This is a genomic window from Streptomyces sp. NPDC050534 (assembly GCF_044457745.1).
Taxonomy (GTDB): Bacteria; Actinomycetota; Actinomycetes; order Streptomycetales; family Streptomycetaceae; genus Streptomyces.
Genome location: NZ_JBITHF010000003.1, coordinates 38,384 through 61,197, shown reverse-complemented (window position 1 = coordinate 61,197; position 22,814 = coordinate 38,384). Strand labels below are relative to the sequence as shown.

Annotated in this window: 19 protein-coding genes; 14 read left to right on the top strand and 5 right to left on the bottom strand. The window is 71.7% G+C overall.

The genetic code is table 11. From position 1 onward, the window contains the following. Genes ACIBN2_RS11265 through ACIBN2_RS11240 form a run of 6 tightly spaced genes read left to right on the top strand, consistent with a single transcriptional unit; the run spans window position 1 to window position 5,672 of the window. Complete coding sequence (locus ACIBN2_RS11265; RefSeq protein ID WP_399134038.1) at window positions 1–1,269, top strand: beta-ketoacyl-[acyl-carrier-protein] synthase family protein; 1,269 nt, start codon at window positions 1–3, stop codon at window positions 1,267–1,269. After that, a complete protein-coding gene (locus ACIBN2_RS11260; protein ID WP_399134037.1) occupies window positions 1,266–2,483 on the top strand; it encodes a ketosynthase chain-length factor in 1,218 nt (405 codons plus the stop codon). The genes ACIBN2_RS11265 and ACIBN2_RS11260 overlap by 4 nt, the downstream gene beginning before the upstream one ends. 26 nt (window positions 2,484–2,509) lie before the next feature. Further along, the gene (locus ACIBN2_RS11255) at window positions 2,510–2,776 is read left to right on the top strand and encodes an acyl carrier protein (protein ID WP_399134036.1); all 267 of its coding nucleotides are present in this window, start codon (window positions 2,510–2,512) and stop codon (window positions 2,774–2,776) included. 29 nt (window positions 2,777–2,805) lie between these two features. Beyond that, window positions 2,806–3,570 (top strand): SDR family oxidoreductase, encoded by a 765-nt coding sequence (locus ACIBN2_RS11250; protein WP_399134035.1) that lies wholly within the window; start codon window positions 2,806–2,808, stop codon window positions 3,568–3,570. 3 nt (window positions 3,571–3,573) lie between these two features. Next, window positions 3,574–4,893, top strand: a complete 1,320-nt coding sequence (locus ACIBN2_RS11245; RefSeq protein ID WP_399134034.1) for an FAD-dependent monooxygenase — start codon at window positions 3,574–3,576, stop codon at window positions 4,891–4,893. 5 nt (window positions 4,894–4,898) lie between these two features. Continuing rightward, complete coding sequence (locus ACIBN2_RS11240) at window positions 4,899–5,672, top strand: cyclase family protein (protein WP_399134033.1); 774 nt, start codon at window positions 4,899–4,901, stop codon at window positions 5,670–5,672. An 86-nt stretch (window positions 5,673–5,758) separates the two neighbouring features. Here the strand turns inward: ACIBN2_RS11240 and ACIBN2_RS11235 are convergent, their stop codons facing one another. Genes ACIBN2_RS11235 through ACIBN2_RS11220 form a run of 4 tightly spaced genes read right to left on the bottom strand, consistent with a single transcriptional unit; the run spans window position 5,759 to window position 10,261 of the window. After that, window positions 5,759–6,502 (bottom strand): SDR family NAD(P)-dependent oxidoreductase, encoded by a 744-nt coding sequence (locus ACIBN2_RS11235; RefSeq protein ID WP_399134031.1) that lies wholly within the window; start codon window positions 6,500–6,502, stop codon window positions 5,759–5,761. A 2-nt stretch (window positions 6,503–6,504) separates the two neighbouring features. Next, a complete protein-coding gene (locus ACIBN2_RS11230; RefSeq protein WP_399134030.1) occupies window positions 6,505–7,794 on the bottom strand; it encodes a class I SAM-dependent methyltransferase in 1,290 nt (429 codons plus the stop codon). A gap of 23 nt (window positions 7,795–7,817) precedes the next feature. Beyond that, entirely contained in the window at window positions 7,818–8,813 is a 996-nt protein-coding gene (locus tag ACIBN2_RS11225; RefSeq protein ID WP_399134029.1) for a Gfo/Idh/MocA family protein, read from the bottom strand. Next, window positions 8,810–10,261 carry an NDP-hexose 2,3-dehydratase family protein gene (locus tag ACIBN2_RS11220; protein ID WP_399134028.1) on the bottom strand — a complete coding sequence of 484 codons (1,452 nt, stop codon included), beginning with the start codon at window positions 10,259–10,261 and terminating at the stop codon, window positions 8,810–8,812. The genes ACIBN2_RS11225 and ACIBN2_RS11220 overlap by 4 nt, the downstream gene beginning before the upstream one ends. Before the next feature lie 155 nt (window positions 10,262–10,416). Between ACIBN2_RS11220 and ACIBN2_RS11215 the strand changes: the two genes are divergently transcribed. The 5 genes from ACIBN2_RS11215 to mtmMI all read left to right on the top strand — a co-directional run bounded on the left by ACIBN2_RS11215 (window position 10,417) and on the right by mtmMI (window position 16,021). Then, window positions 10,417–11,394 (top strand): aldo/keto reductase, encoded by a 978-nt coding sequence (locus ACIBN2_RS11215; RefSeq protein ID WP_399134027.1) that lies wholly within the window; start codon window positions 10,417–10,419, stop codon window positions 11,392–11,394. Between the two features lie 63 nt (window positions 11,395–11,457). Further along, window positions 11,458–12,684: a nucleotide disphospho-sugar-binding domain-containing protein gene (locus ACIBN2_RS11210; RefSeq protein ID WP_399134026.1), complete on the top strand. Its 1,227-nt coding sequence runs from the start codon at window positions 11,458–11,460 to the stop codon at window positions 12,682–12,684. Between the two features lie 28 nt (window positions 12,685–12,712). Continuing rightward, window positions 12,713–13,903: a nucleotide disphospho-sugar-binding domain-containing protein gene (locus tag ACIBN2_RS11205; protein WP_399134024.1), complete on the top strand. Its 1,191-nt coding sequence runs from the start codon at window positions 12,713–12,715 to the stop codon at window positions 13,901–13,903. A gap of 12 nt (window positions 13,904–13,915) precedes the next feature. Beyond that, window positions 13,916–14,944, top strand: coding sequence for a methyltransferase (locus tag ACIBN2_RS11200; RefSeq protein WP_399134023.1), 1,029 nt, complete (start codon window positions 13,916–13,918; stop codon window positions 14,942–14,944). Between the two features lie 39 nt (window positions 14,945–14,983). After that, a complete protein-coding gene (mtmMI, locus tag ACIBN2_RS11195) occupies window positions 14,984–16,021 on the top strand; it encodes a demethylpremithracinone o-methyltransferase (protein ID WP_399134022.1) in 1,038 nt (345 codons plus the stop codon). A gap of 72 nt (window positions 16,022–16,093) precedes the next feature. Here mtmMI and ACIBN2_RS11190 read toward each other — a convergent pair whose 3' ends face one another. After that, window positions 16,094–17,233 (bottom strand): glycosyltransferase, encoded by a 1,140-nt coding sequence (locus ACIBN2_RS11190; RefSeq protein ID WP_399134021.1) that lies wholly within the window; start codon window positions 17,231–17,233, stop codon window positions 16,094–16,096. Between the two features lie 305 nt (window positions 17,234–17,538). On the opposite strand from ACIBN2_RS11190, the gene ACIBN2_RS11185 reads away from it, so the two are divergent. The 3 genes from ACIBN2_RS11185 to ACIBN2_RS11175 are packed head-to-tail and all read left to right on the top strand — an operon-like array spanning window position 17,539 to window position 22,771. After that, window positions 17,539–18,714 (top strand): nucleotide disphospho-sugar-binding domain-containing protein, encoded by a 1,176-nt coding sequence (locus ACIBN2_RS11185; protein WP_399134019.1) that lies wholly within the window; start codon window positions 17,539–17,541, stop codon window positions 18,712–18,714. After that, window positions 18,711–20,264 (top strand): FAD-dependent monooxygenase, encoded by a 1,554-nt coding sequence (locus ACIBN2_RS11180; RefSeq protein WP_399134018.1) that lies wholly within the window; start codon window positions 18,711–18,713, stop codon window positions 20,262–20,264. Before ACIBN2_RS11185 ends, ACIBN2_RS11180 begins: the two co-directional genes overlap by 4 nt. A gap of 47 nt (window positions 20,265–20,311) precedes the next feature. Continuing rightward, window positions 20,312–22,771, top strand: a complete 2,460-nt coding sequence (locus ACIBN2_RS11175; RefSeq protein WP_399134017.1) for an excinuclease ABC subunit UvrA — start codon at window positions 20,312–20,314, stop codon at window positions 22,769–22,771. Window positions 22,772–22,814 lie beyond the last annotated feature (43 nt).

Genomic DNA, 22,814 nt, shown 5'->3' with positions numbered 1-22,814 from the left:
ATGAACCGTCGCGTCGTGATCACCGGCATCGGGGTGGTGGCCCCGGGGGCGGTGGGCGTCGGGGCGTTCTGGGAACAGCTCACGGCGGGCCGTACGGCCACCCGCCGGATCAGTCTTTTCGACGCGTCCGCGTTCCGCTCCAGGATTGCCGCCGAGGCCGACTTCGATCCCGCGCAGCACGGCTTCGACCCCGCCGAGGCCGAACGGCTCGACCGCGCCACCCAGTTCGCCGTCGTCAGCGCCCGCGAGGCCGTGGCCGACGCCGGCCTCGACAGCGGGACGGACCCGCTGCGCACCGGCGTGTCCCTCGGCAGTGCGGTCGGCTGCACGATGGGGCTCGACACCCAGTACAACGTCGTCAGCGAGGGGGGCTCCGACTGGCATGTCGACCACACCCTCGCCGTCGACCACCTCTTCGACTACTTCGTGCCCAGCTCCATGGCCGCCGAGGTCGCCTGGCGCACCGGCGCGCAGGGGCCCGTGGCGCTGATCTCCACGGGGTGCACCTCCGGCCTCGACTCCCTCGGCCACGCCGTGGATCTCATCCGGGAGGGCAGCGCCGACGTGATGGTCGCCGGTGCGACCGAGGCACCCATCTCGCCCATCACCGTCGCCTGCTTCGACGCCATCAGGGCCACCTCGCCGCGCAACGACGATCCGGCCACCGCCTCCCGTCCCTTCGACCGCAGCCGCAACGGCTTCGTCCTCGGGGAGGGCAGCGCCGTGCTGATCCTCGAGAGCCTCGAGCACGCACGGCGCCGTGACGCCCACGTCTACGCGGAGATCTCGGGGTTCGCCGGCCGCTGCAACGCGTACCACATGACGGGGTTGCGTCCCGACGGCAAGGAGATGGCCGCGGCCATCCGCACCGCGCTCGACGAGGCGCGGCTGGACGCCACCGCCGTCGACTACGTCAACGCGCACGGCTCCGGCACCAAGCAGAACGACCGGCACGAGACCGCCGCCTTCAAGCGCAGCCTCGGCGACCACGCCTACCGGGTCCCGGTGAGCTCCATCAAATCGATGATCGGGCACTCGCTCGGCGCCATCGGTTCGCTGGAAGTGGCGGCCAGCGCGCTGGCCATCGAGCACGACACGGTGCCTCCCACGGCCAATCTGCACGACCCCGACCCGGCCTGCGACCTGGACTACACCCCGCTCACCGCGCGCGAGCAGCGCATCGACACGGTGCTCAGCGTGGGCAGCGGCTTCGGCGGGTTCCAGAGCGCCATGGTCCTGACCGCTCCCGGACTCCAGGAGGCGGCATGACCGAGCGGGCGGTCGTCACCGGCATCGGAGTGGCCGCTCCCAACGGGCTGACCGTCAAGGCCTGGTGGGACGCGGTGCTGCGCGGCGAGAGCGGCATCCGCCGGCTCAGCCGATTCGATCCGGCCCGTTACCCGGCACGGCTCGCCGGCGAGGTCCTCGACTTCGTCGACACCGAACACATCCCCGGCCGGCTGCTGCCGCAGACCGACCGTATGACCCGGCTCGCCCTCGCCGTGGCCCAGGAGGCCATCGAGGACTCGGGCGTCGAGCCGGCGCAGTTGCCCGAGTACGGGGCCGGTGTCGTCACCGCGAGTTCGGCCGGCGGATTCGAGTTCGGCCAGCGCGAACTGCAGGCGCTGTGGAGCAAAGGCGGACAGTACGTCAGCGCGTATCAGTCGTTCGCCTGGTTCTACGCCGTCAACACCGGCCAGATCTCCATCCGTCACCAGCTGCGCGGTCCGAGCGGCGTGCTCGTCACCGAGCAGGCCGGGGGCCTCGACGCGGTCGCCCAGGCCCGTCGCCGGCTGCGCAGAGGCGCCGGTCTGATGGTCACCGGCGGCGTCGACTCGGCGATCTGCCCCTGGGGCTGGACCGCTCATCTGGCGGGCGGCCGGCTCTCCCCGAGCGAGGACCCGGCCCGCGCCTATCTGCCGTTCTCCGCGGACGCCACCGGCGAGGTGGTGGGAGAAGGTGGTGCCCTGCTGGTCCTCGAGAACGCCTCCGCGGCACGGGAACGTGGCGCCCGCGTCTACGGATCCTTCGCCGGGTATGCGGCCACCTTCGATCCGGCGCCCGGATCCGGCGGCGCCTCCCGGCTCGGCCAGGCCGCCGAACTCGCCCTGCGGGACGCCGGACTGAGTGCGGACCAGGTGGACGTCGTGTTCGCCGACGCCGCGGGCGACCGGGACGCGGACCGCACGGAGGCGCGGGCCCTGGCCGAGTTGTTCGGCCCGTACGGCGTGCCGGTCACCGCGCCCAAGACCATGACCGGGCGGCTCTCGGCCGGCGGCGCCTCGCTGGACCTGGCTGCCGCCCTGCTGGCCCTGCACGAGCAGGTCGTGCCTCCCACCGTGAACGTCACCGAACCCGCCGACGACTGCCCCCTCGACCTGGTCACCGGCCGTGCGCGGCGGCTGCCGCTGCGCACCGCCCTCGTACTGGCCAGGGGCCGCGGGGGCTTCAACGCCGCCGCCGTCCTGTGCTCCGCCGGCTGACGGCCCATCCCGAGAAGGAGAACTCCATGGCCCAGCAGATGCAGTTGGAAGACCTCACCACCGTGCTGCGCGAATGCGCGGGCGAGAGCGAGCACGCCGACCTTTCCGAGCGCGCCCTCGATGTCTCCTTCACCGACCTCGGCTACGACTCGGTCGCCGTCCTGGAGACCACCGCACGCGTCGAGCGGGAGTACGGCATCGCCCTCGATGACGAGGCCGTTTCCGGGGCGGAGACCCTGCGCGCGTATCTGGCGCTGGTCAACGAGGCCCTCGCCGCCGTCCGCGCCGCCTGAGCCGAGTCGATCCACCTGGGAGCCCAACCGTGACCACTGACCACTCCACCGCCCCGAGGCTGACCGGCCGCACCGCGCTGGTGACCGGCGCCACCCGGGGAGTGGGTCTCGCGATAGCCCGCAAACTGAGCGCGAGCGGCGCCGACGTCCTCGTCAACTACGCCGAGGACGAGGCGAACGCCGCACAGGCCGTCGACGCGCTGGCCGGCCTGCCCGGCCGGGTCGGCGCCGTCAGAGCCGACGTCACCGAAGGCATCGACGCGCTGTGCGACGAGGCACTGCGCCGCTTCGGCCACCTCGACATCTTCGTCCACAACACCTCCTACTTCCGGCCCGCACCCACGCTCACCACCGACACCGCGCTCGTCGACCGCTCCCTGGCCGTCGCACTGCACCCCCTGCTGACCGGCGCCGCACGGCTCGCCGGGCTGATGGCGGGCCGCTCCGGCAGGATCGTCGCCGTCTCCAGCACCGGCGCCCGCCGGGTGGTTCCCCGTTATGCCGGGGCGGGCGTGGCCAAGGCCGCCCTGGAATCGCTCGTGCGCTACCTCGCGGTGGAACTGGCAGGACGCGGCATCGCCGTCAACGCGGTCGCCGCCGCCAAGGTCGACAAGGGGGACGGGACCGTCCCCCGCGAGTTCGCCGAGGCGATCGCCGCCCGCACACCCGGCGGACGGCTCACCACGCCCGAGGACGTCGCCGACGTGGTCGGACTGCTGTGCACGGACGAAGCCGCCTGGCTGCAGGGCCAGGTCGTGACCGTCGACGGCGGCCTCGGTCTGGTGGCGGGCTGAGGAATGTCCATCCCGAACAACACGAACGGCACGAACTGGACCGGCACCACCGGGCCGGCGGACGAACTGCACACCGATGTCTGTGTCGTGGGCGGCGGGCCCGCCGGGCTCGCCCTTTCCCTGATGCTGCTGCGCTCCGGGGTACGGGTCACGGTCCTGGAGAAGTCCACCCGCTTCGAGCGCGCCTTCCGCGGCGAGATCCTCCAGCCCGGCGGCCAGCGCATCCTCGACGACCTCGGCGTCCTCACCGCGGCGCGCGACGCCGGTGCGTGCGAACTCGACGGCTTCCAGCTCGTGGACCGCAGTCGCGTACTGCTCGACATCGACTACCGTCGGCTGGCGGCCCCGTACGACCACCTGCTGGCCGTGCCGCAGCGCCATCTGCTCGACGCGCTGCTCGCGCAGTGCCGGCAGCTGCCCGGGTTCCGGCACCTCGACGGTCACCGGGTGGGCGCTCTGCTGGAGGAGGACGGCCGGATCACCGGGGCCGTCGCGCACGGGCCCGGCCGGCGCCGTCGGGTGCACGCCCGGGTCGTCGTCGGCGCGGACGGCAGGTTCTCCAAGACCCGGGCGCTGGCGGGGATCGGCGCGGGCCGGGTCGAGGCGTTCGGGCACGACGTGCTGTGGTTCAAGGTGGACGCGCCCGGCCGGCAGACCGGGTACGTACGCATCCACCGGACCGCCGGCAGCCCCGTCCTCGTCCACGACTCCCACCCCGGCAGGCTGCAGATCGGCTGGACCCTGCCGCACAAGAGCTGGCCGGAGCTCGCCGCCCGCGGCATCGGTGAGGTCAGACGCGAACTGACCGCGGCGCTGCCGCAGTACGCGGACCTCATCGAGACGGCCGTCGGGAGCCTGTCGGACCTCAGCCTGCTCGACGTCTTCGCCGGCAAGGCCGACGAGTGGACGCGCGACGGTCTCGTGCTGATCGGCGACAGCGCTCACACGCACAGCCCGCTGGGCGCCCAGGGCATCAATCTCGCGCTCCAGGACGCCGCCGTACTCCACCCCGTACTGGTTGGGGCATTGCGGGCCGGGACCGTCGGACGGGAGCGGTTCGCGCCCTTCGTCGATGCCCGGCTGCCCGCCGTGAACGCCGTCATGAAGATGCAGGAGATGCAGGCCAAGGGCATGTTCGGAAACGGCGGTCCGGTCCTGGACCTGCTGCGCTCCGGGATCGCCCGGCTGATCCGGCACAGCCCGCTCGGCGAGCGGATCACCCACCGGGTGGCCTTCGGCAGCCCGCCCGTGGATGTGCGCACCGATCTGTTCGCCGTCGGCCCGGCCGCGCCCGCCGATCGTACGCAGACCACGAAGGGATGACCCGTATGCGCATCATCGACCTGTCCTCGCCCGTGGACGCGGAGGCCTGGGAGCCCGACCCCGTGGTCCACGAGATCCTCACCCCCGCCGAGGGGGCCCGGCACATGAGCGAGGAGATGAAGGCACACTTCGGCATCGAGTTCGACCCGTCCGTGCTGCCCGACGGCGAGTTGCTGTCGCTGGACACCTTCACCCTCACCAGCCACACGGGAACGCACGTGGACGCGCCGTCCCACTACGGTTCGAAGGCCGGCTACGGCACCCCGCGGCACATCCACGAGATGCCGCTGGACTGGTTCCACCGCCCCGCGATCCGTCTCGACCTGCGCGACCAGCCGGTGGGCGCGGTGGGGGCCGAGGTCCTGGAACGGGAGATCGCCCGGATCGGACGCACCCCGCGGCCGTACGACATCGTCCTGCTGAACACCGGGGCCTCCGCGTACGTCGGCACGCAGAAGTACTTCACCGATTTCACCGGTCTCGACGGCGCGGCCACCGACTACCTGCTCGATCTCGGGGTGAGGGTCATCGGCACCGACGCCTTCAGCCTCGACGCGCCCTTCGGCGACATGATCGGCCGTTACCAGGAGACCGGCGACCGCTCGGTGCTGTGGCCCGCCCACTTCGCCGGGCGCCGGCGCGAGTACTGCCAGATCGAACGACTGCACAACCTGGACGCCCTGCCCGGCGACTTCGGCTACACCGTCTCCTGCCTCCCGGTGAAACTCGTCGGCTCGGGCGCCGGCTGGGCTCGCGCGGTGGCTCTGGTGGAGGGCTGAGGAACTCCTGCCAAGGGACGGGTTCGCGCCCGGTGACGGTCCGGCGGCCGCGGCTGCCGGACCGTCACCGGGCCCTTGACGAACGGTCAGCCCACACTCAGTCCGCCGTCGACCCGCAGCACCGCGCCGGTCAGATAGCCGGCCTCGGGCCGGGTCACCTGCATCAGCCACCAGGCGATCTCCTCCGGCTGGGCGGGACGGCCCAGCGGAACACGGGAGAAGTCGCCCTGCTGCTCGGGCGGAAGGCCCGCCCGGGCCACGGCGAGAGCGGGCGTGCGAGTCGGCCCCGGGGCCACGGACACGACGCGTATGCCGCGCGGCGCCAGTTCGACCGCCCAGGTCAGGGTGAGGAAGTCGAGGCCGACCTTGGTGCTGCCGTACACCGAGTTGGCGGGCCACCCGCGGGTGGGCGGGTTGGAGCTGACGTTGACCACCGTCGCGCCGGACGGCATGTGCCGTACCGCGCACTGGGTCAGGAAGAGCGGACCCAGCAGATTGGTGGCGACCTGCCGCTCGGCCCGTTCGCGGTCTATCTCGCCGAGCCGGGCGCGCCACGGGACGGCGGCGTTGTTGATCAGTACGTCGATGCTGCCGGTGGCGTCCAGTGCCGCCTCGACGATCCGGTCGGGAGCGTGAGGGTCGACCAGGTCGGCGACGAGCGTCCTGATGCGGGCATGCCCTTCGGCGGTCTCGGCCAGCCGCTCGACCGTCCGCCCCACGACGAGCACATGGGCGCCCTCGGCCGCGAATGCCCGGGCGGTGGCCCGGCCGATGCCGGAACCACCGCCGGTGACGACGACGCAGGGTGCGCGGTCTGTCGTCCGTGCCATCGTCACGCTCCGCCCGAGACGACCGACGGCCTGGGATTGGGCACGATGAATTGTCCGCCGCGGGCCAGGAACGCAGCCTCCTTGGCGATGATCTCCTCTCCGTAGTTCCAGGCCAGCAGGAGGTAGTAGTCGATGTCGTGGGTCTTCGCGTACGCGGGGCTGTGCACCGGGATGTGCGTCCCGGGGAGGACGAGGCCCTGCTTGAACTCGGTGGTGTCGCAGCAGAACTCCAGATCGTCCGTGGTCAGTCCGCAGACGTTCAGGAGGGTGTTGCCCTTGGCCGGGGCGCCGTATCCGGCGATCCGCCTGCCCTCGGCCCGCAGCGAGCGGACCAGCGCGGTGAGTTCGCCGGTGATCTGCTCGATGTGCTCGGCGAACCGCTCGTAGGTGGCGTCCTCGTGCAGTCCGCTCTGCTTCTCCAGGGCGACGAGTTCGTCGACGACCGGGCTCGTCGGCCGGGTCCCGTCGTCGAGGCCCACGAAGACCAGGATGGAACCGCCGTGCACGGCGAGCCGTTCGACGTCCACGACCCGCAGGCCGTGCCGTTGGAAGAGGGTGACCAGGGTGCCGACGCCGAAGTAGGACAGATGCTCGTGGTAGATGGTGTCGAACTCGTTGCGTTCGAGCATGTCCACCAGGTACGGCACCTCGATCGCGAACAGGCTGTCAGGGCCCAGCAGACTGCGCACGCCCGCGGCAACCGAGGCGACGTCGTCGATGTGCGCGAAGACGTGCCGGCCCAGGATCAGCTCGGGCGTGCCGTAGGTCTTCTTGACGAGCGCGGCGGTGTCGACCGAGAAGAACTCCGGCAAGGTCTCGATGCCCCGCTCGTTGGCCACCGTCGCGATGTTGCGGGCGGGGTCGATGCCGAGGGTGCGCATCCCGGCGTTCTGGAAGGCCTTCAGCTGGGAGCCGGTGTTGCTGCCGATCTCCAGGACGAAGCTGCCCTCGGGGATGCCGAAACGCTCGACGCAGACGCCGACGACATGCGCCATGTGTTTCTTGATCGTCTCGGAGTCGGAGGTCGTGTAGGGGTACGTCCGGTACAGCACCTCGGGGTTCACCACATGCGTCAGGCTCATGAGCCGGCAGGAGCGGCAGGAGATCACGGCCAGCGGGTAGCGCGGCTCGTCGTCGTAGGACTCGGCGGGGGCGAGAAAGCTGTCCGCGAGGGGCACGGGGCCGAAGTCCACGACCTTCTGCCAGTCCTGCTCCCCGCACATCCGGCAGACGGTCACTTCTCGCGCATTGCCAGAGACGTCCATGGAGTCGGCCTTTCTCTTCGTGGTCAAGGGACTTGTGGTACGGCGGTCGTTCACAGCGGGAACCGCCGGGCGGTGACGGCGACCCGCTCCACCAGGTGCGCCTGCCGTTCGATGTCATGGGCCGGTCCGTCGACGTCCTTGTGGCGGATGGCGGCCGCGAAGTTCCCGAAGAGCGTGGTGAACTGCCCATCCGGAGCGAGCCGGCGCCGCTCGGTCCGGCCGTCGCGCTCCAGAGTGAGGGTCGGCGCGAAGTCGTCCGGGGCGCTGTAGGCCCGGTCCAGGCCGATCCGTCCCGCCGAGCCCCACAGGGTGTAGCCGCAGCGGTAGGAGTGCACGAACCCGAAGCCCACCTGGGCGCTGATCCCGTCCGGCGCGGTCAGCAGTGCGGCTCCGGCGACGTCCACCCGGCGCCCGGTGTCGGTGCGCAGCGTGGCGCCTGTCACTTCGAGGTCGTCGCCGAGGAACATCCGGGCCGCCCGGAGGGGGTACACGCCCGCGTCCAGCAGGGCGCCACCACCCAGTCCCGGTCGGTAGCGGATGTCCGTGGCCGGAAGCGGTGGGAAGGCGAACTCCGCCGTGAGACAACGCAGTTCGCCGATGGCCCCGTCGGCCAGCAGGGTACGGACCGCCTCCTGCTGGGTGTGGTGGACGAAGGCGAAGTTCTCCATCACCACCAGCCCGCGCTCGCGCGCCAGACGGGTCAGCCGGCCGGCCTCCTCGGCCGTCGCGGCCGCCGGTTTCTCCACCAGGACGTGCAGGCCCGCCTCGAGTGCCCGGCTCGCCCAGGGTGCGTGGAGTGCGGCGGGCAGCGGTATGTACACCGCGTCGAGATCGTCCCGGGCGAGCAGTTCCTCGTACCCGGCGACCGGATCTCCCCCGAAGCGGCTCGCGAAGCGCTTGGCCTTGTCGGCGTCCCGGCTGGCGACCGCGGTGAGGGTGAAGTCCCGCAGCCGGGCGAGTGAGGGCAGGGCGCGACGCTGTGCGAAGTCGGCGCAGCCCAGCAGGCCCATGCGCAGGGGGGCACGGTCCTCGGACACGGTGCTCACCAGACGGACTGGAGGCAGGCGATGAGGCTGCGGGCCTGGATGTTGAGGTAGTTGCTGTGCTGCAGCAGCATGACCAGCTGGCCCACGGTCATCCAGCGGTAGTCGTCGGGCACGACGGGGTCGCCGTCGGTCTCGACCACCATGTAGCGGCTCAGCGCCTGGTAGAAGCGGCCGCCCTCCTCGGACTGGACGACGTCGTAGAGGATCTGCTCCGGGCGCGCGGCGAGGACCTCGTCCAGGAACCTCGGCCGCTGCTCGGCAGGCAGATGGGCGAGGTCGTCGGGCACGCACTGCACGGTGGGTCCCAGCTCGATGAGGTCGACGTAGCCCGGCTCCGGGTGGGCGTGGACCAGCACGTGCAGGATGCCGTTGATCCGCTTGGCCAGGAAGGCGACGACACCGGTGCCGCGCGGGCTGAGCAGTGGCTGGGTCCAGCCGGTGACCTCGCGGTTGCCCGCCTCGACCGCGACGGCCACGATCGTGAAGTGCCCGCCGCTCCGGTGACGGATCTCGTCCTCATCGCGCACCCAGTGATCCACCGCGGCGAGCGGTACGGGCTCGACGGAGACCTCGCTGCGGGCCCTGATCCCGTTGTACCAGCGCAGGATCTCGGGCAACGTGTGTGCCGCGGGGGCCTCCTCGGACAGTGAGGCGGCCAGTGCCGCCGTACCGTCGCCGGGGCCGGTCCCGCTCGCCGCGTCGCCCTGCTCGCCGGCCTCGGCGAGCGAGAGACAGGCCAGGACCGTCCGGGTGTCCATGTTGACCAGGTCGCGTATGCCCAGCAGCCGGCGGACCTGCCCCAGCGTCAGCCAGCAGTAGTCCTCGTGCTCGGGGACGTCGCCCACGGCCTCGACGACGAGGTTGCGGTTGCGCTTGCGGTAGAACCAGGCGCCGTGTTCGGACTGGAGCACGTCGACCAGTGCCCGGCCCTTGCCGGGGTCCGTGAAGTACTCCAGGTACCGGACGGCACTGCCTTCGTGCACTCCGGTGTAGTTGCTGCGCGTCGCCTGGACGGTCGGGGACAGTTGCAGTCCCTCGGCGTTGCCGGGCTCGGCCTTCGCCTGCATGAGGCAGTGCAGCACCCCGTCGATCTCCTTGACCAGGATGCCGAGGAACCCGACCTCCGGCTGGTTGATGATCGGCTGGGACCAGAAGAGCGGGGCCTGGCCGTCGAAGTGTGCCCGCACCCCTTCGACGGAGAAGAAACGGCCGCTGTCGTGCACCAGGTTGCCGGTGACCGGCTGGAATCCCCAGCGCTTCAGATCGGCGAAGGGTATGCGCTGCACGTCCATCCGGATGGCCTGGCGGCGTTCGTCGAACCAACCGTGGAAGTCGTCCATGGACATGACGCCGCCGTCTATGGCGGCCGCCGACTCGGCGATGCGTTTCTGGTCCTTGTTGTCGTGGGGTACTGCTGAGTGCTTCCTGCTGATGATCGCTTGCGTCATTGACATCTCCCGTGACAGGTATCGGCAGCGCTCACGGCCACGGTCGACACTCCGTCTGGAGCTCCGCTCAAGTCCCGATCGGCCGCCATGGGCGCGGCCGAGGGCTCCGCCGGGGCTCGAGCCGCCTTCGACCCCCGGACCTCAGCGTGATCCGCGTGGAGTTCCGAAGCCTCGGCCGAAGCGGCCTTTCAGTCAGTGAGATCGTGTACGGCAACCTGCTGTACCCCCAGGACGACACCCCCGACGAGGCGGTGCTCTCCGCGATCAGAGCCGCGCGTGACGTCGGGGTGACGACCTTCGACACCGCGGACGTCTACGGGATGTTCCGTTCCGAGAGCCTGCTGGGCCGTGCGCTGGCCGGTTGCCCCCGTGAAGAGGTGGTGCTGTGCACCAAGGTGGGGATGCCGACCGGCCTCGGTCCGGGCGGGCAGGGACTGTCCAGAAAGCACGTCATTGAGTCGGTCGACGGCTCGCTGCGCCGGCTGCGCGTCGACCACATCGACGTCTACACGGCCCACCGCTACGACCCGGCGACCCCGATCGAGGAGCTCATGTGGACCTTCTCCGACCTGGTGCGGGCGGGGAAGATCCTCTACGTCGGCATGTCGGAGTGGCCCGTCGAGCGGATCACCGAGGCGGCCGAACTCGGTGCCCGGCTGGGCGTGCCCGTGATCTCCCACATGCCCCGCTACTCGATGCTGTGGCGGGCACCGGAGACGAAGGTGATGCCGGCCTGCAGTGATCTGGGCATCGGTCAGATCTGCTACTTCACGCTGGAACAGGGCGTGCTCACGGGTAAGTACGCGCCGGGCGCGCAACCGCCGTCCGGTTCCCGGGCCACCGCCCCCAAGGGCGGCCGGGCTCCTTTGATGCGGCGCTGGCTGGACGACGACACGGTCCTCGACCGGGTCCGGCGCCTGGGCCCACTGGCCGAGGCCGCCGGCCTGACCACGGCACAACTCGCCGTGGCCTGGGTGCTGCAGAACCCCGCGGTCAGCGGGGCCGTCATCGGCTCGTCCACCGCAGAACAGGTCCTCAGCAACGCCAAGGCGGCCGGTGTCCGTCTGGAGGCGGACCTGATGGCCCGGATCGACGAGGTCCTGGGCGACTCCCCCGTGTACGGCGAGGAGTGAACCGCCTCGCCGGCGAGCCCGCACGCTCCTCCTTCCGACGCGACCTGGAGAGGCACCCTACGCATGCGCATTCTGTTCACCACCTTTCCCTGGCACTCCCACCACTTCCCGATGGTTCCGCTGGAGTCGGCGGCCCTGGCCGCCGGTCATGAGGTGCGGGTCGCGAGCACGCCGGGGCTGATGCCGGTCGTGACCGCGTCCGGCCTGCCCGGCGTGCCGGTCGGTCAGGACGTCGATCTGGCCTCGCTGTCCAACGACCGCAGCCGGGCCTCCTGGCACGTCCAAAGACGCTGGCCCGAGGACTGGCCCGTGCATCCGGAACTCCTCGACGACACGCAGTTCGCGCTGATCGAGAACCTGGGGCGGATGCAGGCGTTGATGGCCTCGGCGATGCTCGACGACCTGCTCGACCTCGCCCGGTGCTGGCAGCCCGAGCTGGTGGTGCACGACGCCGTCACGCTCGCCGGGCCCGTGGTCGCCGCGGCCCTGGGGGTGCCCAACGTCAGCCATCTGTGGGGCACTCCCGGCCTGCAGCGCATCGAGATGCACCGCTTGGGGGACGAACCGCTCCCCGAGTACGCCGAGTTGTACGAGCGGGTCGGCGCGCCCGTGCGGACCGAGCCCACCGCCTGGGTCGACCCCAGTGCACCGGGCATCCGCTACCCGGTCGGGCCGACCTGCCGTCAGATGCGGTACGTCCCCTACAACGGACCGGGCCTGCTGCCGGACTGGCTGCTGCGAAAACATTCCGGCAGCCGGGTCTGTGTCACCTGGGGCGCCACGGACATGGCGCTGCGCGGCGGCGGTTCGGTCATCGACCGGGTACGCCGGTGCGTCGAGGCCGCCGCCGAGGTGGCCGACGAGGTCGTGGTCGCGGTGACCGAGCAGACCGCGCAGGCCCTGGGCGGCGCTCCGCTGCCGGCCCGGGCGCGGGTCGCGGTCGGGCTGCCGCTGCACCTGCTGGTGCCGTCGTGCGACCTCGTGGTCCACCACGGCGGCGCGGGCACCAGCATGACCGCCGCGGGCGCGGGCGTACGGCAGCTCCTGATCACCACCCGGCCCGAGCCGACGGTCAACGGCACCCGCCTGGCCGCGTCGGGCGCCGCCCGGCATCTCATGGCCGACGAGGTGTTCGCGGACCCGGACGCGGTGCGCGTGCTGCGCGCCGAGATGGACCGCCTGCTGTCGGACCCCGCGTACGGCGCCGCCGCGCGGCGGCTGGCGGACGGTATGCGCACCCAGCCGACACCGGCCGAGCTGGTGGCCGATCTGACGAACCTTGCCCGATAGGACCTTGCCCGACAGGGAGGAGAAGGACATGCGTGTTCTGGTGGCCACGTCCCCGTGGCCCACTCACTACTTCATCGTCCAGCCGCTGGCGGCCGCGTTCCGCGCCGCGGGCCATGAGGTCCTGGTGGTGGCCCAGCCGTCCATGGCCGACCTGGTCACCCGGTCCGGCCTGCCCATGGCCGCGGTCGGCACCGACGTCGACCTGGTGGAGATCCGCCGCAGGACCCTGTCCCAGGAGCTGAAGGGCCGCCAGAAACCCGAGGACGCCGACCTGGCGGCCGACGGGGGCCAGGTCTTCGACACCTGGCAGCAGGCCGCCTTCGCCAACCTCGATCCGGTGCTCGACCTGGCCCGCAGCTGGAAACCGGACCTGGTGCTCGCCGACACCATGTGCCCGCCCGGGCTGGTCGCCGCGCAGGATCTGGGCGTACCGGGGATCCGCCACCTGTGGGGCTGGGACTTCTTCGGCTCGGAGGGCAGCGAAAAGGTCCTGGCCCAGCTGCCGGGCTTCTACGAGCCGTATCGCGCCCTCGGGCTGGACGTCCGGGGCGATCCCGCGCTGCGTACCGTGGACCCCTGCCCGCCCAGTCTGCAGCCGCCGGCCTCGCCGGCCCGGCTGCAGGTGCAGTACGTGCCCTACAACGGCGCGGGCAGCGCTCCCGGTCCGGGGCTGCGCCGAAACGGCAAGGGCACACCACGGGTCTGTGTCACCTGGGGCAGGTCCATCTCCCGGATCATCGGGGAGCGGGCCTTCCTGGTGCCCCGGGTCATCCGCGCGCTCGGCGGTCTGGACATCGAGATCGTGGTCGCTGTCGACGCCGCCTCGCGCGAGCACCTCGGCGAACTGCCGGACAACGTCCGGGTCCTGGAGTCGCCGCCCCTGCACCTGATCCTCGACGACTGCGACGCCATCGTCCACCAGGGAGGCTCGGGCACGGTGCTCAACGCCATCCGCGCCGGCCTGGGTCAGCTGGCCATCTCCCACATGGCCGATCAGGACAACATCTCCGCCGCGCTCGCCGAATCGGGCGCCGGCATCCATCTGCCCGGAGAGCAGGCGGACGAGGAGGCCATCCGGGCCGCGGTGACCCGGCTGCTGCAGGACCCGCACATCCGCACGGCTGCGGACCGGCTGCGCGCCGAACTGCTCGCCCAGCCGACCCCCGCCCAGGTGGCCACGGATCTCGCCGAGCTCGCCACCGCTCGCACCGACAACTGAGGAGGACAGCTCGTGACAGAGACCAATGTTTCCGCGGTCGACGAGTTCACCCTGATGAACATGGCCCAGGCGGTACGCCGGGCCGGCGTGCTGTGCGCCGGTCTGGATCTGGACGTCTTCGACACGATGGCAGCAGGGCCGGCCGATCCCGAAACCATTGCCGCCCAACTGGGCGCGCCCCTCCGGGGAATCCGCGTTCTGCTGCGCGCCCTCGCCGCGATCCGGCTGCTGCAGACGGACGGGGAGCGGTTCTGGCTGTCTCCGGGTGCCGACCGCGTCCTGGTCCGGTCGAGCCCGGGCTACTTCGGCGACCTGCTGCGGCTGGCGGTCAGCCGTTACGAGTGGGAGGCGATGGGCCGGCTCTCGGAGGCGGTCAGGCAGGGCGGCACCGTACTGGACACCAATGCCGAGACGCCGGGGTACGGCTTCTGGGAGGACCTGGCCCGCAATCCGACCCCGCACACACCCCCCGTCGCCGACCTCCTGGCCGAGACCCTGGCACCGTGGGCGACCGGCCGGGAGCGCCTGGACATCCTGGACGTCGCCTGCGGACACGGCCTGTACGGCTACACGGTGGCGCAGCGCTACCCGCAGGCCCGCGTCCGCTCCGTGGACTGGGCCAATGTCCTGGAGTACTCCCGGGGACACGCCGAGCGCCTCGGCGTTCTCGACCGGGTCGAGCTGACCCCGGGCGACATGTTCGAAGTACCGCTGGACGGCCCGTACGACCTGTCGCTGATCACCAATGTGCTGCACCACTTCTCCCCCGAGCGGGCCGGGGAGATGCTGAGCCGGCTGGCACAGGTGACCCGGCCGGGCGGGCGGATCGGCATCGTCGCGATCACCGCGGACGGCCGTGACCCCGCCTCCGACCCGGTGCCGCACCTGTTCGCGGCGCTGATGCTGGGCCTGACCCACGAGGGCGAGTCGCATCCGCTGGAGACGTACCAGGACATCCTGGCGGGCGCGGGCTTCGGGGAGCCCCGGCTGCACCAGTTGCCGGGTGTGCCGCTGCGGCTGCTGCTCGCCGAGCGGATCTGATCTGCCTCCCGCTTCCTCCCGTAGACCGAAAGGCATCCGATGACGAACGCCACGCCGCAGGCGCCCTCGCTGGCCGAGGCCCGGCAGATCCTCCAGCTCAACGTCGCCTACACCCGGGCCCGAGTGCTGCACACCGCGATGGAGCTGGGACTCTTCGAGTTCCTCGCCGCGGGTCCGCGCACCGAGGCGGACATCCGCGAACAGGGCGGGCTGCGCTCCCACCTGGTGACCGACTGGCTCGACGCGCTGGTCAGCCTCGGCCTGCTGACCGCCGAGGACGGCGTGTACGCCAACTCCGCCCGCGCCGACCACTTCCTGGTCCCCGGCCGGCCGCACTACATCGGCGGCGCGGTACTCCAGCACGGCCGGGTGCACTACGAGCTCTGGAACCGCTTCTCCGACGCCCTGCACGACGGCAGGGCCACCTCGGGGCGGAACATCACCGCGGGTGCGGTGGTGGACGAGCAGCCTGACCTGGACCGGGCACGCCGGTTCCTCGATCACATGGACACCTTCAACCAGTTCGTGGCCACGGAGCTGAGCGGGAGCCTGGACTGGAGCCGGTGGACGACGTTCGTCGACGTCGGCGGGGCCCGCGGCAACCTGGCGGCACAACTGGTGCTGGACCACCCGCACCTGAAGGGGACCGTGTTCGACGTACCGGGGGTCAAACCTCTCTTCGACGAGCACATGGCAGCGCGCGGCACGGCGGACCGGGTCGGCTTCACCGGCGGCGACTTCTTCACGGATCCGCTGCCCGCCGCCGACGTGATCCTGTTCGGGCACGTCCTGCACGACCACCCCGAGGAATCCCGCAGGACGCTGCTGGCACAGGCCTTCAACGCCCTTCCCCCGGGCGGCACTCTGCTGGTCTACGACGCGATGCTCGACTCGGACTCGGAGGCGGGGGCGTATCTGCAGAGCCTGGTGTGCTCGGTCATCCTCGACGGCGGCTCGGAGTACCGGGTGCGGGACATCTCGGCATGGGCGGAGCAGGCCGGCTTCGAGGTGGAGCGGGTCGTCCCGCTGGACACGATGACGCACGACCGGCTCCTGGTGGCCCGCAAGCCGGGCTGAGCCACGGCAGACGAGTGCGCCGCCGTCCCGGTTCCCGGGACGGCGGCGCACTCGTCTGTATGCACGACCAGCTCAGCCGTACGCGGCCGTGAACTCCGCGGCGACCTCGGCGGGCGTCGGCCGGTCTGCCTGCTCGGCGGCGATCTCGCCGGCCCTGGCCTTCCAGGACGGTTCGGTGAGCAGGGCCCGGCAGGCATCGACGACGCGCTCCGCCTCCAGGTGGAGGCTGGGCAGCACGACGCCCAGTCCCACCGCCTCGATACGCCGCGCGTTGTACGGCGCATCGGCGATCGGCACGGTCAGCACCACCTGGGGCACCCCCGCGGCCATCGCGTTCATGGCCATGCCCGAGGCCCCGTAGTGCACCAGCACGGCACAACGGGGTATGACGTGCTCCATGGGCTGCCAGCCCACGGACACCACGCCCGGCGGCAAGGGCCGCAGCTTCTCCGCGGCCGCCGGGTCGATGCCCACCACCACGTCCACGCCGAGAGCGGGGAGAGTGTCCATCAGCCCCTTGATCAGGGCCTGCATCTGCTCCGGCCGCATCTTGGGCAGCACACTGCCGAACGTGAGGCACACCAGGGGGCGTTGCCTGGGTTCGTCCAGCCAGTCCGGCAGTTCGGCGGGGCCGGACACCGGGATGTAGCGCATGGGGTCGCCGTGCTCGCCCGGGCGTTGCAGGCTCGGCGAGCAGGTGTCCAGGAAGCGGGTGGCCCGGGGCAGCCAGTGCAGCCCCAACTGCTCGAGTTCCGGCTCGAGTTCCTCCTCGGCCGCGAGAGCGAACTCGGGACTGGGCCGGATGCCCCAGCCGTGCTCCACCCACGGGATGTTCAGCCGCTCGGCGGCCAGCCGGCCCGCGAACTCCACCGGGTCCAGGACGACCAGGTCCGGCCGCCACCGGCGCATCAGCGAGACCGTCTCCGTCAGGCGCCGGGCGCCCAGCCGGCCCCAGCCGCGGCCGCTGCGCCACAACCGGTCCGCCTCGGGCGTGTAGGGCAGCGGCTTGCCGGCCCGGTCCCGGGACATGACCTCCCGCAGGTCCACGCGCGAGAGGCCGGCCACGGGCAGCCCGCGCTCCAGGACCTGTCCGGCGAAGTCCTCGCCCGTCGCCACCAGGACCTGGTGCCCCTCGGTGCGCAGCGCCCAGGACAGCGGAAGCATCGGGTTGAGGTGCCCGAGCAACGGAACGGAACACACCAGGACGCGCATGTCAGCGGCCGATCCGGCAGACCGGACCGGCCCCGGGTCCGGGCGCCTCGTGATGGATCGGACGCAGCCACGTCCAGATGTCTTGCGACAAGACCTTCGCCTTCATTGCGACCTACCTTCAGCCCAGGTGGAAGTCCCGGCGCCCGGCCGTCGGCCGCGCCGCTGTGCCCGGCAGCCTCCCAAGGGCGGGTCGTGCTGTCCTCGAGATGCGCTGGAACGCCGGGCACGGCCGGGCCTCATGCCAGCCTCGAGTCCGCCTTCCTAGCGTCGGTGCGGTCTGACGACGTACAGGATCAGGGGCTCTCATGCGTTTCTTGTTCGTGGCGTCCGCCTCCAACTCCCACCTGACTCCCATGGTTCCGCTCGCCTGGGCGCTGCGTGCCGCCGGGCACGAGGTCCGGGTGGCCTGTGATGCCGACACGGCACCGGGCGCCCTGGCACTGGGGCTGGCCGTGGCGCGGGTGAGCTCGCGGGGCGGGTTCGCGGGACGGCACCGGCAGAAGGTACGGGGAGTCCCCGGTGAGCCGTACTACCGGGAACGGGACGCCCTGCCCCGCATGTTCGCCGAGAACGCCGTGGCCATGATCGACGGGCTTGCGGCGCTCGTCGACCGCTGGCGGCCGCACGTGGTGGTGCACGAGCCGGTGGCCTTCGCCGCGGAGGCGGTCGCCGCGGCACGGGGGCTACCCGTCCTGCGGCACCTCTGGGGTCCGGACGTGTGGGGCACGCCGAGCGGTGTCTGGCTGCGCGAGAGGGTGCACGAACTGGTCGCGGCCGAGGTGCCCGGCAGCGTGTGGCCGTCGGCGCAGCAGTTCGTGATCGACCCCTGCCCCGCCGTGATGCAGCAGCCGGGCCCGGGGACCGAGGTCCCGATCCGCTTCGTCGCGGTGGACAGACCCGGGACGGTGCCCTCCTGGCTGCTGCGACCGTACGAACGGCCGCGGATCTGTGTCACCTGGGGGACGTTCACCGACGGCGCGCCGGACGGGCATCCGCTGATGCGAGCGCTGCGCAGGCTGTCCCGGCTCGACGCGGAGGTGGTGCTCCTCGTCCGCTCCGAGGACCTGGGCCGGCTGGGTGAACTGCCCGCCGGGGTGCGGGCGGTCACCGAAGTACCGCTGCACGCCGTGCTGCCCTCGTGCGCGGCGATCGTGCACCACGGCGGAGCCAACACCACCATGGGCGCCGTCGCCCAGGGAGTGCCCCAGCTGATCGTGAGCGACACCTTCGAGCGGGACCTGAACGGAGGGCGGCTGGCCGAAGCGGGGGGCGGGCTGCATCTGAGCTCGCAGGACGCGCACCCGGAGGCCGTCGAGGCGGCGGCCCGGCAGCTCGTCTTCGACGACCGCGTGGCCCACTCCGCCGTAGCACTTCAGTACCAGGCCATGACCCGTCCCACGCCGGCCCAGGTCGCCAGTTGTCTAACGGGCCTGGTCACCGAGAGCCCCGTGCCGGCTGCACGAATCACGGAAGGCGCATGATGCACAACGGCATTGCGGACGACGCCGACGGGACGACGGACGTCGTGGTGGTGGGAGGAGGCCCGGTCGGCCTGATGCTGGCCGGCGAGCTGCGGGCGGGCGGAGTACGGGTCCTGGTGCTCGAGAAGCTCCTCGAGCCTCCCGGACACGACCGCGCGGGAGCCCTGCACACCCGCACGGTGGAGATGCTGGACCTGCGCGGTCTCCTGGACGGCTTCCTGGAGGGGACCCAGCTCGCCAAGGGGCTGCCCTTCGCGGGGCTGTTCAGCCAGGGCCTGGACTTCGGCCTGATGGAGACCCGGCACCCGTACACGGCCCTGGTCCCGCAGTCGCGCACCGAGGAGTTGCTGGCTCGCCACGCGGACCGGGCCGGAGTGCGGATCCGCCGCGGCCACGAGGTGACCGGGCTGCGCCAGGACACGGAGGGCGTGGAGGTGACGGCGGTGGGGCCGCACGGTCCCTATCGGGTCCGGGCCCGCTATGCGGTCGGCTGCGACGGCGGCCGCAGTACGGTGCGGCGGCTGGCCGGGATCGGCTTCCCCGGCACCGAGGCCACCGTCACCGCGCTGATCGGCTATGTGCACACCCCCGAACGCGATGTGCCGCGCCGCTGGGAGCGCACCCCCGACGGCATTCTGATCCTGGCCTTCCCGCCGGAGGGCGGCACGGGCCGGGTGGTCGCCATCGAGTACGGGCGTGAACAGGCGGCGGACGAAGGACCGGTGACGCTGGATCAGCTGACCGCGGCGGTCGCGCGCGTGCGGGGCAGGCCGCTGGAGCTGACCGAACCGGTGACGTGGTTGTCCCGGTTCGGTGATGCCAGCCGGCAGGCGGAGCGGTACCGCAGCGGCCGCGTGCTGCTGGCCGGTGACGCGGCGCATGTGCACTTCCCGATCGGCGGCCAGGGCCTGAACACCGGCCTCCAGGACGCGGTCAACCTCGGCTGGAAGCTGGCGGCCCGGATCCGCGGCTGGGGTTCGGAGGAACTGCTCGACACGTACCACGACGAGCGGCATCCCGTCGCCGAACGGGTCCTGCTCAACACCCGCGCCCAGCTGGCTCTGATGCGCCCGGACGAGCAGCACACCACCCCGCTGCGCGGCTTCGTCGAGGAGCTGCTCGGCTTCGACGAGGTCAACCGGTACTTCGCCGGAATGATCACCGGAACCGCCGTGAGCCATCCGACGACGTTCCCGCCGGCGCCGCCGGCGGTGGTGCATCCATGGGCGGGGCGATTCGCGGGCCACCTGGTGCTGTCCGGCCTCCCGCAGGGCACGGCGGCGGTGGCCGAACTGCTGCGGCCCGCCCGGCCCTTGCTGCTCGACCTGGCGGGGCGGAGCGATCTGCGGGAGGCGGCGGGGCCGTGGGCCGGCCGGGTGTCGGTCTGCACCGGAGAGACGGCCCTGGAACCGCCGGCCGAGGCGCTGCTGGTCCGTCCCGACGGCTATGTCGCCTGGGCGGGTTCGGCGGACGACACGGCCGAAGCACTGCGCACGGCGCTGGAGCGCTGGTTCGGCCCACCCGGCAGTGATCACCTTGAACTGATATAGCCGAACCCTTATATTCGGAACCGAATATCGGAATCCGAGGAGGGGTCATGGGAACCGGAGAGCACACCATCGACGTGGTCGGTGCCCGCACGCACAACCTGGACGGCCTGGACGTGTCAGTGCCCAAGGGGAAGGTCGTCGCGTTCTCGGGCGTGAGCGGCAGCGGCAAGACCTCGCTGCTGATCGACACCATCCACGCCGAGGCGCAGTTGCGGTATCTGGAGGGGATCAGCCCGTTCGTCCGCCAGTTCATCACCCCGCGGGACCGCCCCCAGGTGAACCGCATCGACGGTCTGCCCCCCACGCTCGCCGTCGACCAGCGCATTCCCGCCCGCAGCCCGCGCTCCACCATGGGCACGGTCAGCGGCGTCAACGACTACCTCGGCCTGGCCTTCGCCCGGCTGCCTCCGCTGGGCCGGGACTGGGACCGTGCCCTGGGCACCGTGCTGAAGGCGGCGCAGTTCAACCCCGGCGCCCCGGAAGGGTGCTGCCAGGAGTGCCGCGGCGCCGGCGGCAGGGCCCGGTCCGAGGAGACACTGCTGATCACCGATCCCGGCCTGCCCCTGCTGGCCGGGGCTTCGCCGTGGTTCACCATGGCGCGCACCCCGGAGCGGGCGACGGTGGCGGCGCTGGCCCGGCGGTTCGGCACCGATCCCGACCGGCCCTGGCGGGAGCAGCCGGAGGACTTCCGGCAGGCGGTGGTGCACGGCATGGGCGAGGAGGAGATCGAGGTCTCCTACGAGACGACCATGAAGAAGAGCGGCACCGCGATCAGCGTCCGCAACAGCCGCCCCTGGCCGGGCGCGATCGCCGAGGCCGAGCGGCTGTACGCCGGCGCCGCGAGCCCGGCCGTCCGGGAGACGTACGCGCCCTTCGTGCGGAACGAGCCGTGCGCCGTGTGCGAGGGGACGGGCCTGGGTGAGATCGCCCGCACCGTCCGGCTCGGCGGACGACTCCTGCACGAGCTGCTCGACTGCCCCGTGCAGGACGTTCTCGACTGGGGTGAACGCCTGGCCTCGACGCTCGGACCGGCCCAGCGGGAGGCGGCCCAGGCCGTGCTGCCCGCCCTGCAGGCCAGGGTGCGGCTGCTCGTGCGGCTCGGCGTCGGCCATGTCCAGCTCTCCCGGCCGGCTCCGACGCTGTCCGGCGGAGAACTGCAACGCGCCCGGGTGGCGGCCCAGTTGTGCACCGACCTCTCCGGGGTGGCCTTCGTCCTCGACGAGCCCTCCGCCGGACTCCACCCGGCCGACAAGGCGCAGCTGGGCGAGCTCATCGAGGAACTGCGCGGCTCCGGCAACACCGTCCTCATGATCGAGCACGACCCCGAGCTGATCGGGCTGGCCGACTGGGTGATCGACATCGGCCCGCGCGCCGGACGCCACGGCGGGCGGCTCATGGCCCAGGGCACCCCGCAGGACGTGATGACCGCCCCCGAATCGCTGACCGGCCACTACCTCGGCCTGCGCGGCGGCCGGGTACGGCGCGAACGGCGCCCCGTCCACGACGACCGGATGCTGACCCTGACCGACATCGCGGTGCGTACCGTGCGTGCCGACCGGATCGACATCCCGCTGGGAGCGATGACCTGCCTCACCGGCGTGAGCGGCAGCGGCAAGAGCACTCTGCTCCTCGACGGGGTGGCCGGTGCGGTGCAGGCCCGGCTGGAGGGCACGGGCGCCGCTCCCGGTGTGGGCGGGGTGGCCTGGGCGGGCCCGCTGCACTGGGCGACGGTGGTCGACCAGGAGCCCATCGGCCGGACCCCGCGTTCCAACCCGGCCACGTACACCAAGGCCTTCAATCTGATCCGCAACCTGTTCGCGGCCACCGACGGTGCCGCACGCCGCGGACTGACCGCGGCCGCCTTCTCGTTCAACTCGCCGGGCGGCCGCTGCGAGCCGTGCACCGGGTACGGCGTACGACAGGTCGACATGAACTTCCTGCCCGACGTCTGGGTCACGTGCGACGTCTGCGAGGGCAGGCGATACGAGTCCGACGTACTCGCGGTGACCTACCGCGGCCTGGCCATCGACGAGGTGCTGGACCTGACTGTCGACGAGGCGGCCGAAGTTCTCGACACCCGTGCGCTGCGCCCGGTACTCACAGCCCTGCAGCAGACCGGACTGGGCTATCTGCGGCTGGGACAGAGCGCCACCGTGCTCTCCGGCGGGGAGGCACAGCGGCTGAAGCTCGCGGCCGCACTGACCAAGGGCTCGCGGCAGCCCGGCCTCGTCGTGCTCGACGAACCGGTCACCGGACTGCACCCGGCGGACGTCCAGGTGCTGGTCGACGCCTTCGACGTGCTCCTCGCCGCGGGCAACACCGTGGTGCTCGCCGAGCACGACCTGCATCTGGCCGCCGCCGCGGACTGGCTGATCGACATGGGCCCGGGCAGCGGGGCGGCCGGCGGCAGCGTGCTGCACTGCGGCCGTCCGGACACTCTGCGACCAGCCTCCAGCCCCACGGCCGAGTATCTGCGGCGGCTGCATGCGGACTCCGACACGGCATGACCTTGCACCGGCAGATCAGTCGATGCCGTATAGTCGGTTCCGA

Excerpts from the sequence above, each read along its gene's own strand:
- ACIBN2_RS11265 (WP_399134038.1), top strand. The coding sequence starts at position 1 with ATGAACCGTCGCGTCGTGATCACCGGCATCGGGGTGGTGGCCCCGGGG.
- ACIBN2_RS11260 (WP_399134037.1), top strand. The coding sequence starts at position 1,266 with ATGACCGAGCGGGCGGTCGTCACCGGCATCGGAGTGGCCGCTCCCAAC.
- ACIBN2_RS11255 (WP_399134036.1), top strand. The coding sequence starts at position 2,510 with ATGGCCCAGCAGATGCAGTTGGAAGACCTCACCACCGTGCTGCGCGAA.
- ACIBN2_RS11245 (WP_399134034.1), top strand. The coding sequence starts at position 3,574 with ATGTCCATCCCGAACAACACGAACGGCACGAACTGGACCGGCACCACC.
- ACIBN2_RS11240 (WP_399134033.1), top strand. The coding sequence starts at position 4,899 with ATGCGCATCATCGACCTGTCCTCGCCCGTGGACGCGGAGGCCTGGGAG.
- ACIBN2_RS11235 (WP_399134031.1), bottom strand. The coding sequence starts at position 6,502 with ATGGCACGGACGACAGACCGCGCACCCTGCGTCGTCGTCACCGGCGGT.
- ACIBN2_RS11220 (WP_399134028.1), bottom strand. The coding sequence starts at position 10,261 with ATGACGCAAGCGATCATCAGCAGGAAGCACTCAGCAGTACCCCACGAC.
- ACIBN2_RS11210 (WP_399134026.1), top strand. The coding sequence starts at position 11,458 with ATGCGCATTCTGTTCACCACCTTTCCCTGGCACTCCCACCACTTCCCG.
- ACIBN2_RS11205 (WP_399134024.1), top strand. The coding sequence starts at position 12,713 with ATGCGTGTTCTGGTGGCCACGTCCCCGTGGCCCACTCACTACTTCATC.
- mtmMI (WP_399134022.1), top strand. The coding sequence starts at position 14,984 with ATGACGAACGCCACGCCGCAGGCGCCCTCGCTGGCCGAGGCCCGGCAG.
- ACIBN2_RS11190 (WP_399134021.1), bottom strand. The coding sequence starts at position 17,233 with ATGCGCGTCCTGGTGTGTTCCGTTCCGTTGCTCGGGCACCTCAACCCG.
- ACIBN2_RS11185 (WP_399134019.1), top strand. The coding sequence starts at position 17,539 with ATGCGTTTCTTGTTCGTGGCGTCCGCCTCCAACTCCCACCTGACTCCC.
- ACIBN2_RS11180 (WP_399134018.1), top strand. The coding sequence starts at position 18,711 with ATGATGCACAACGGCATTGCGGACGACGCCGACGGGACGACGGACGTC.
- ACIBN2_RS11175 (WP_399134017.1), top strand. The coding sequence starts at position 20,312 with ATGGGAACCGGAGAGCACACCATCGACGTGGTCGGTGCCCGCACGCAC.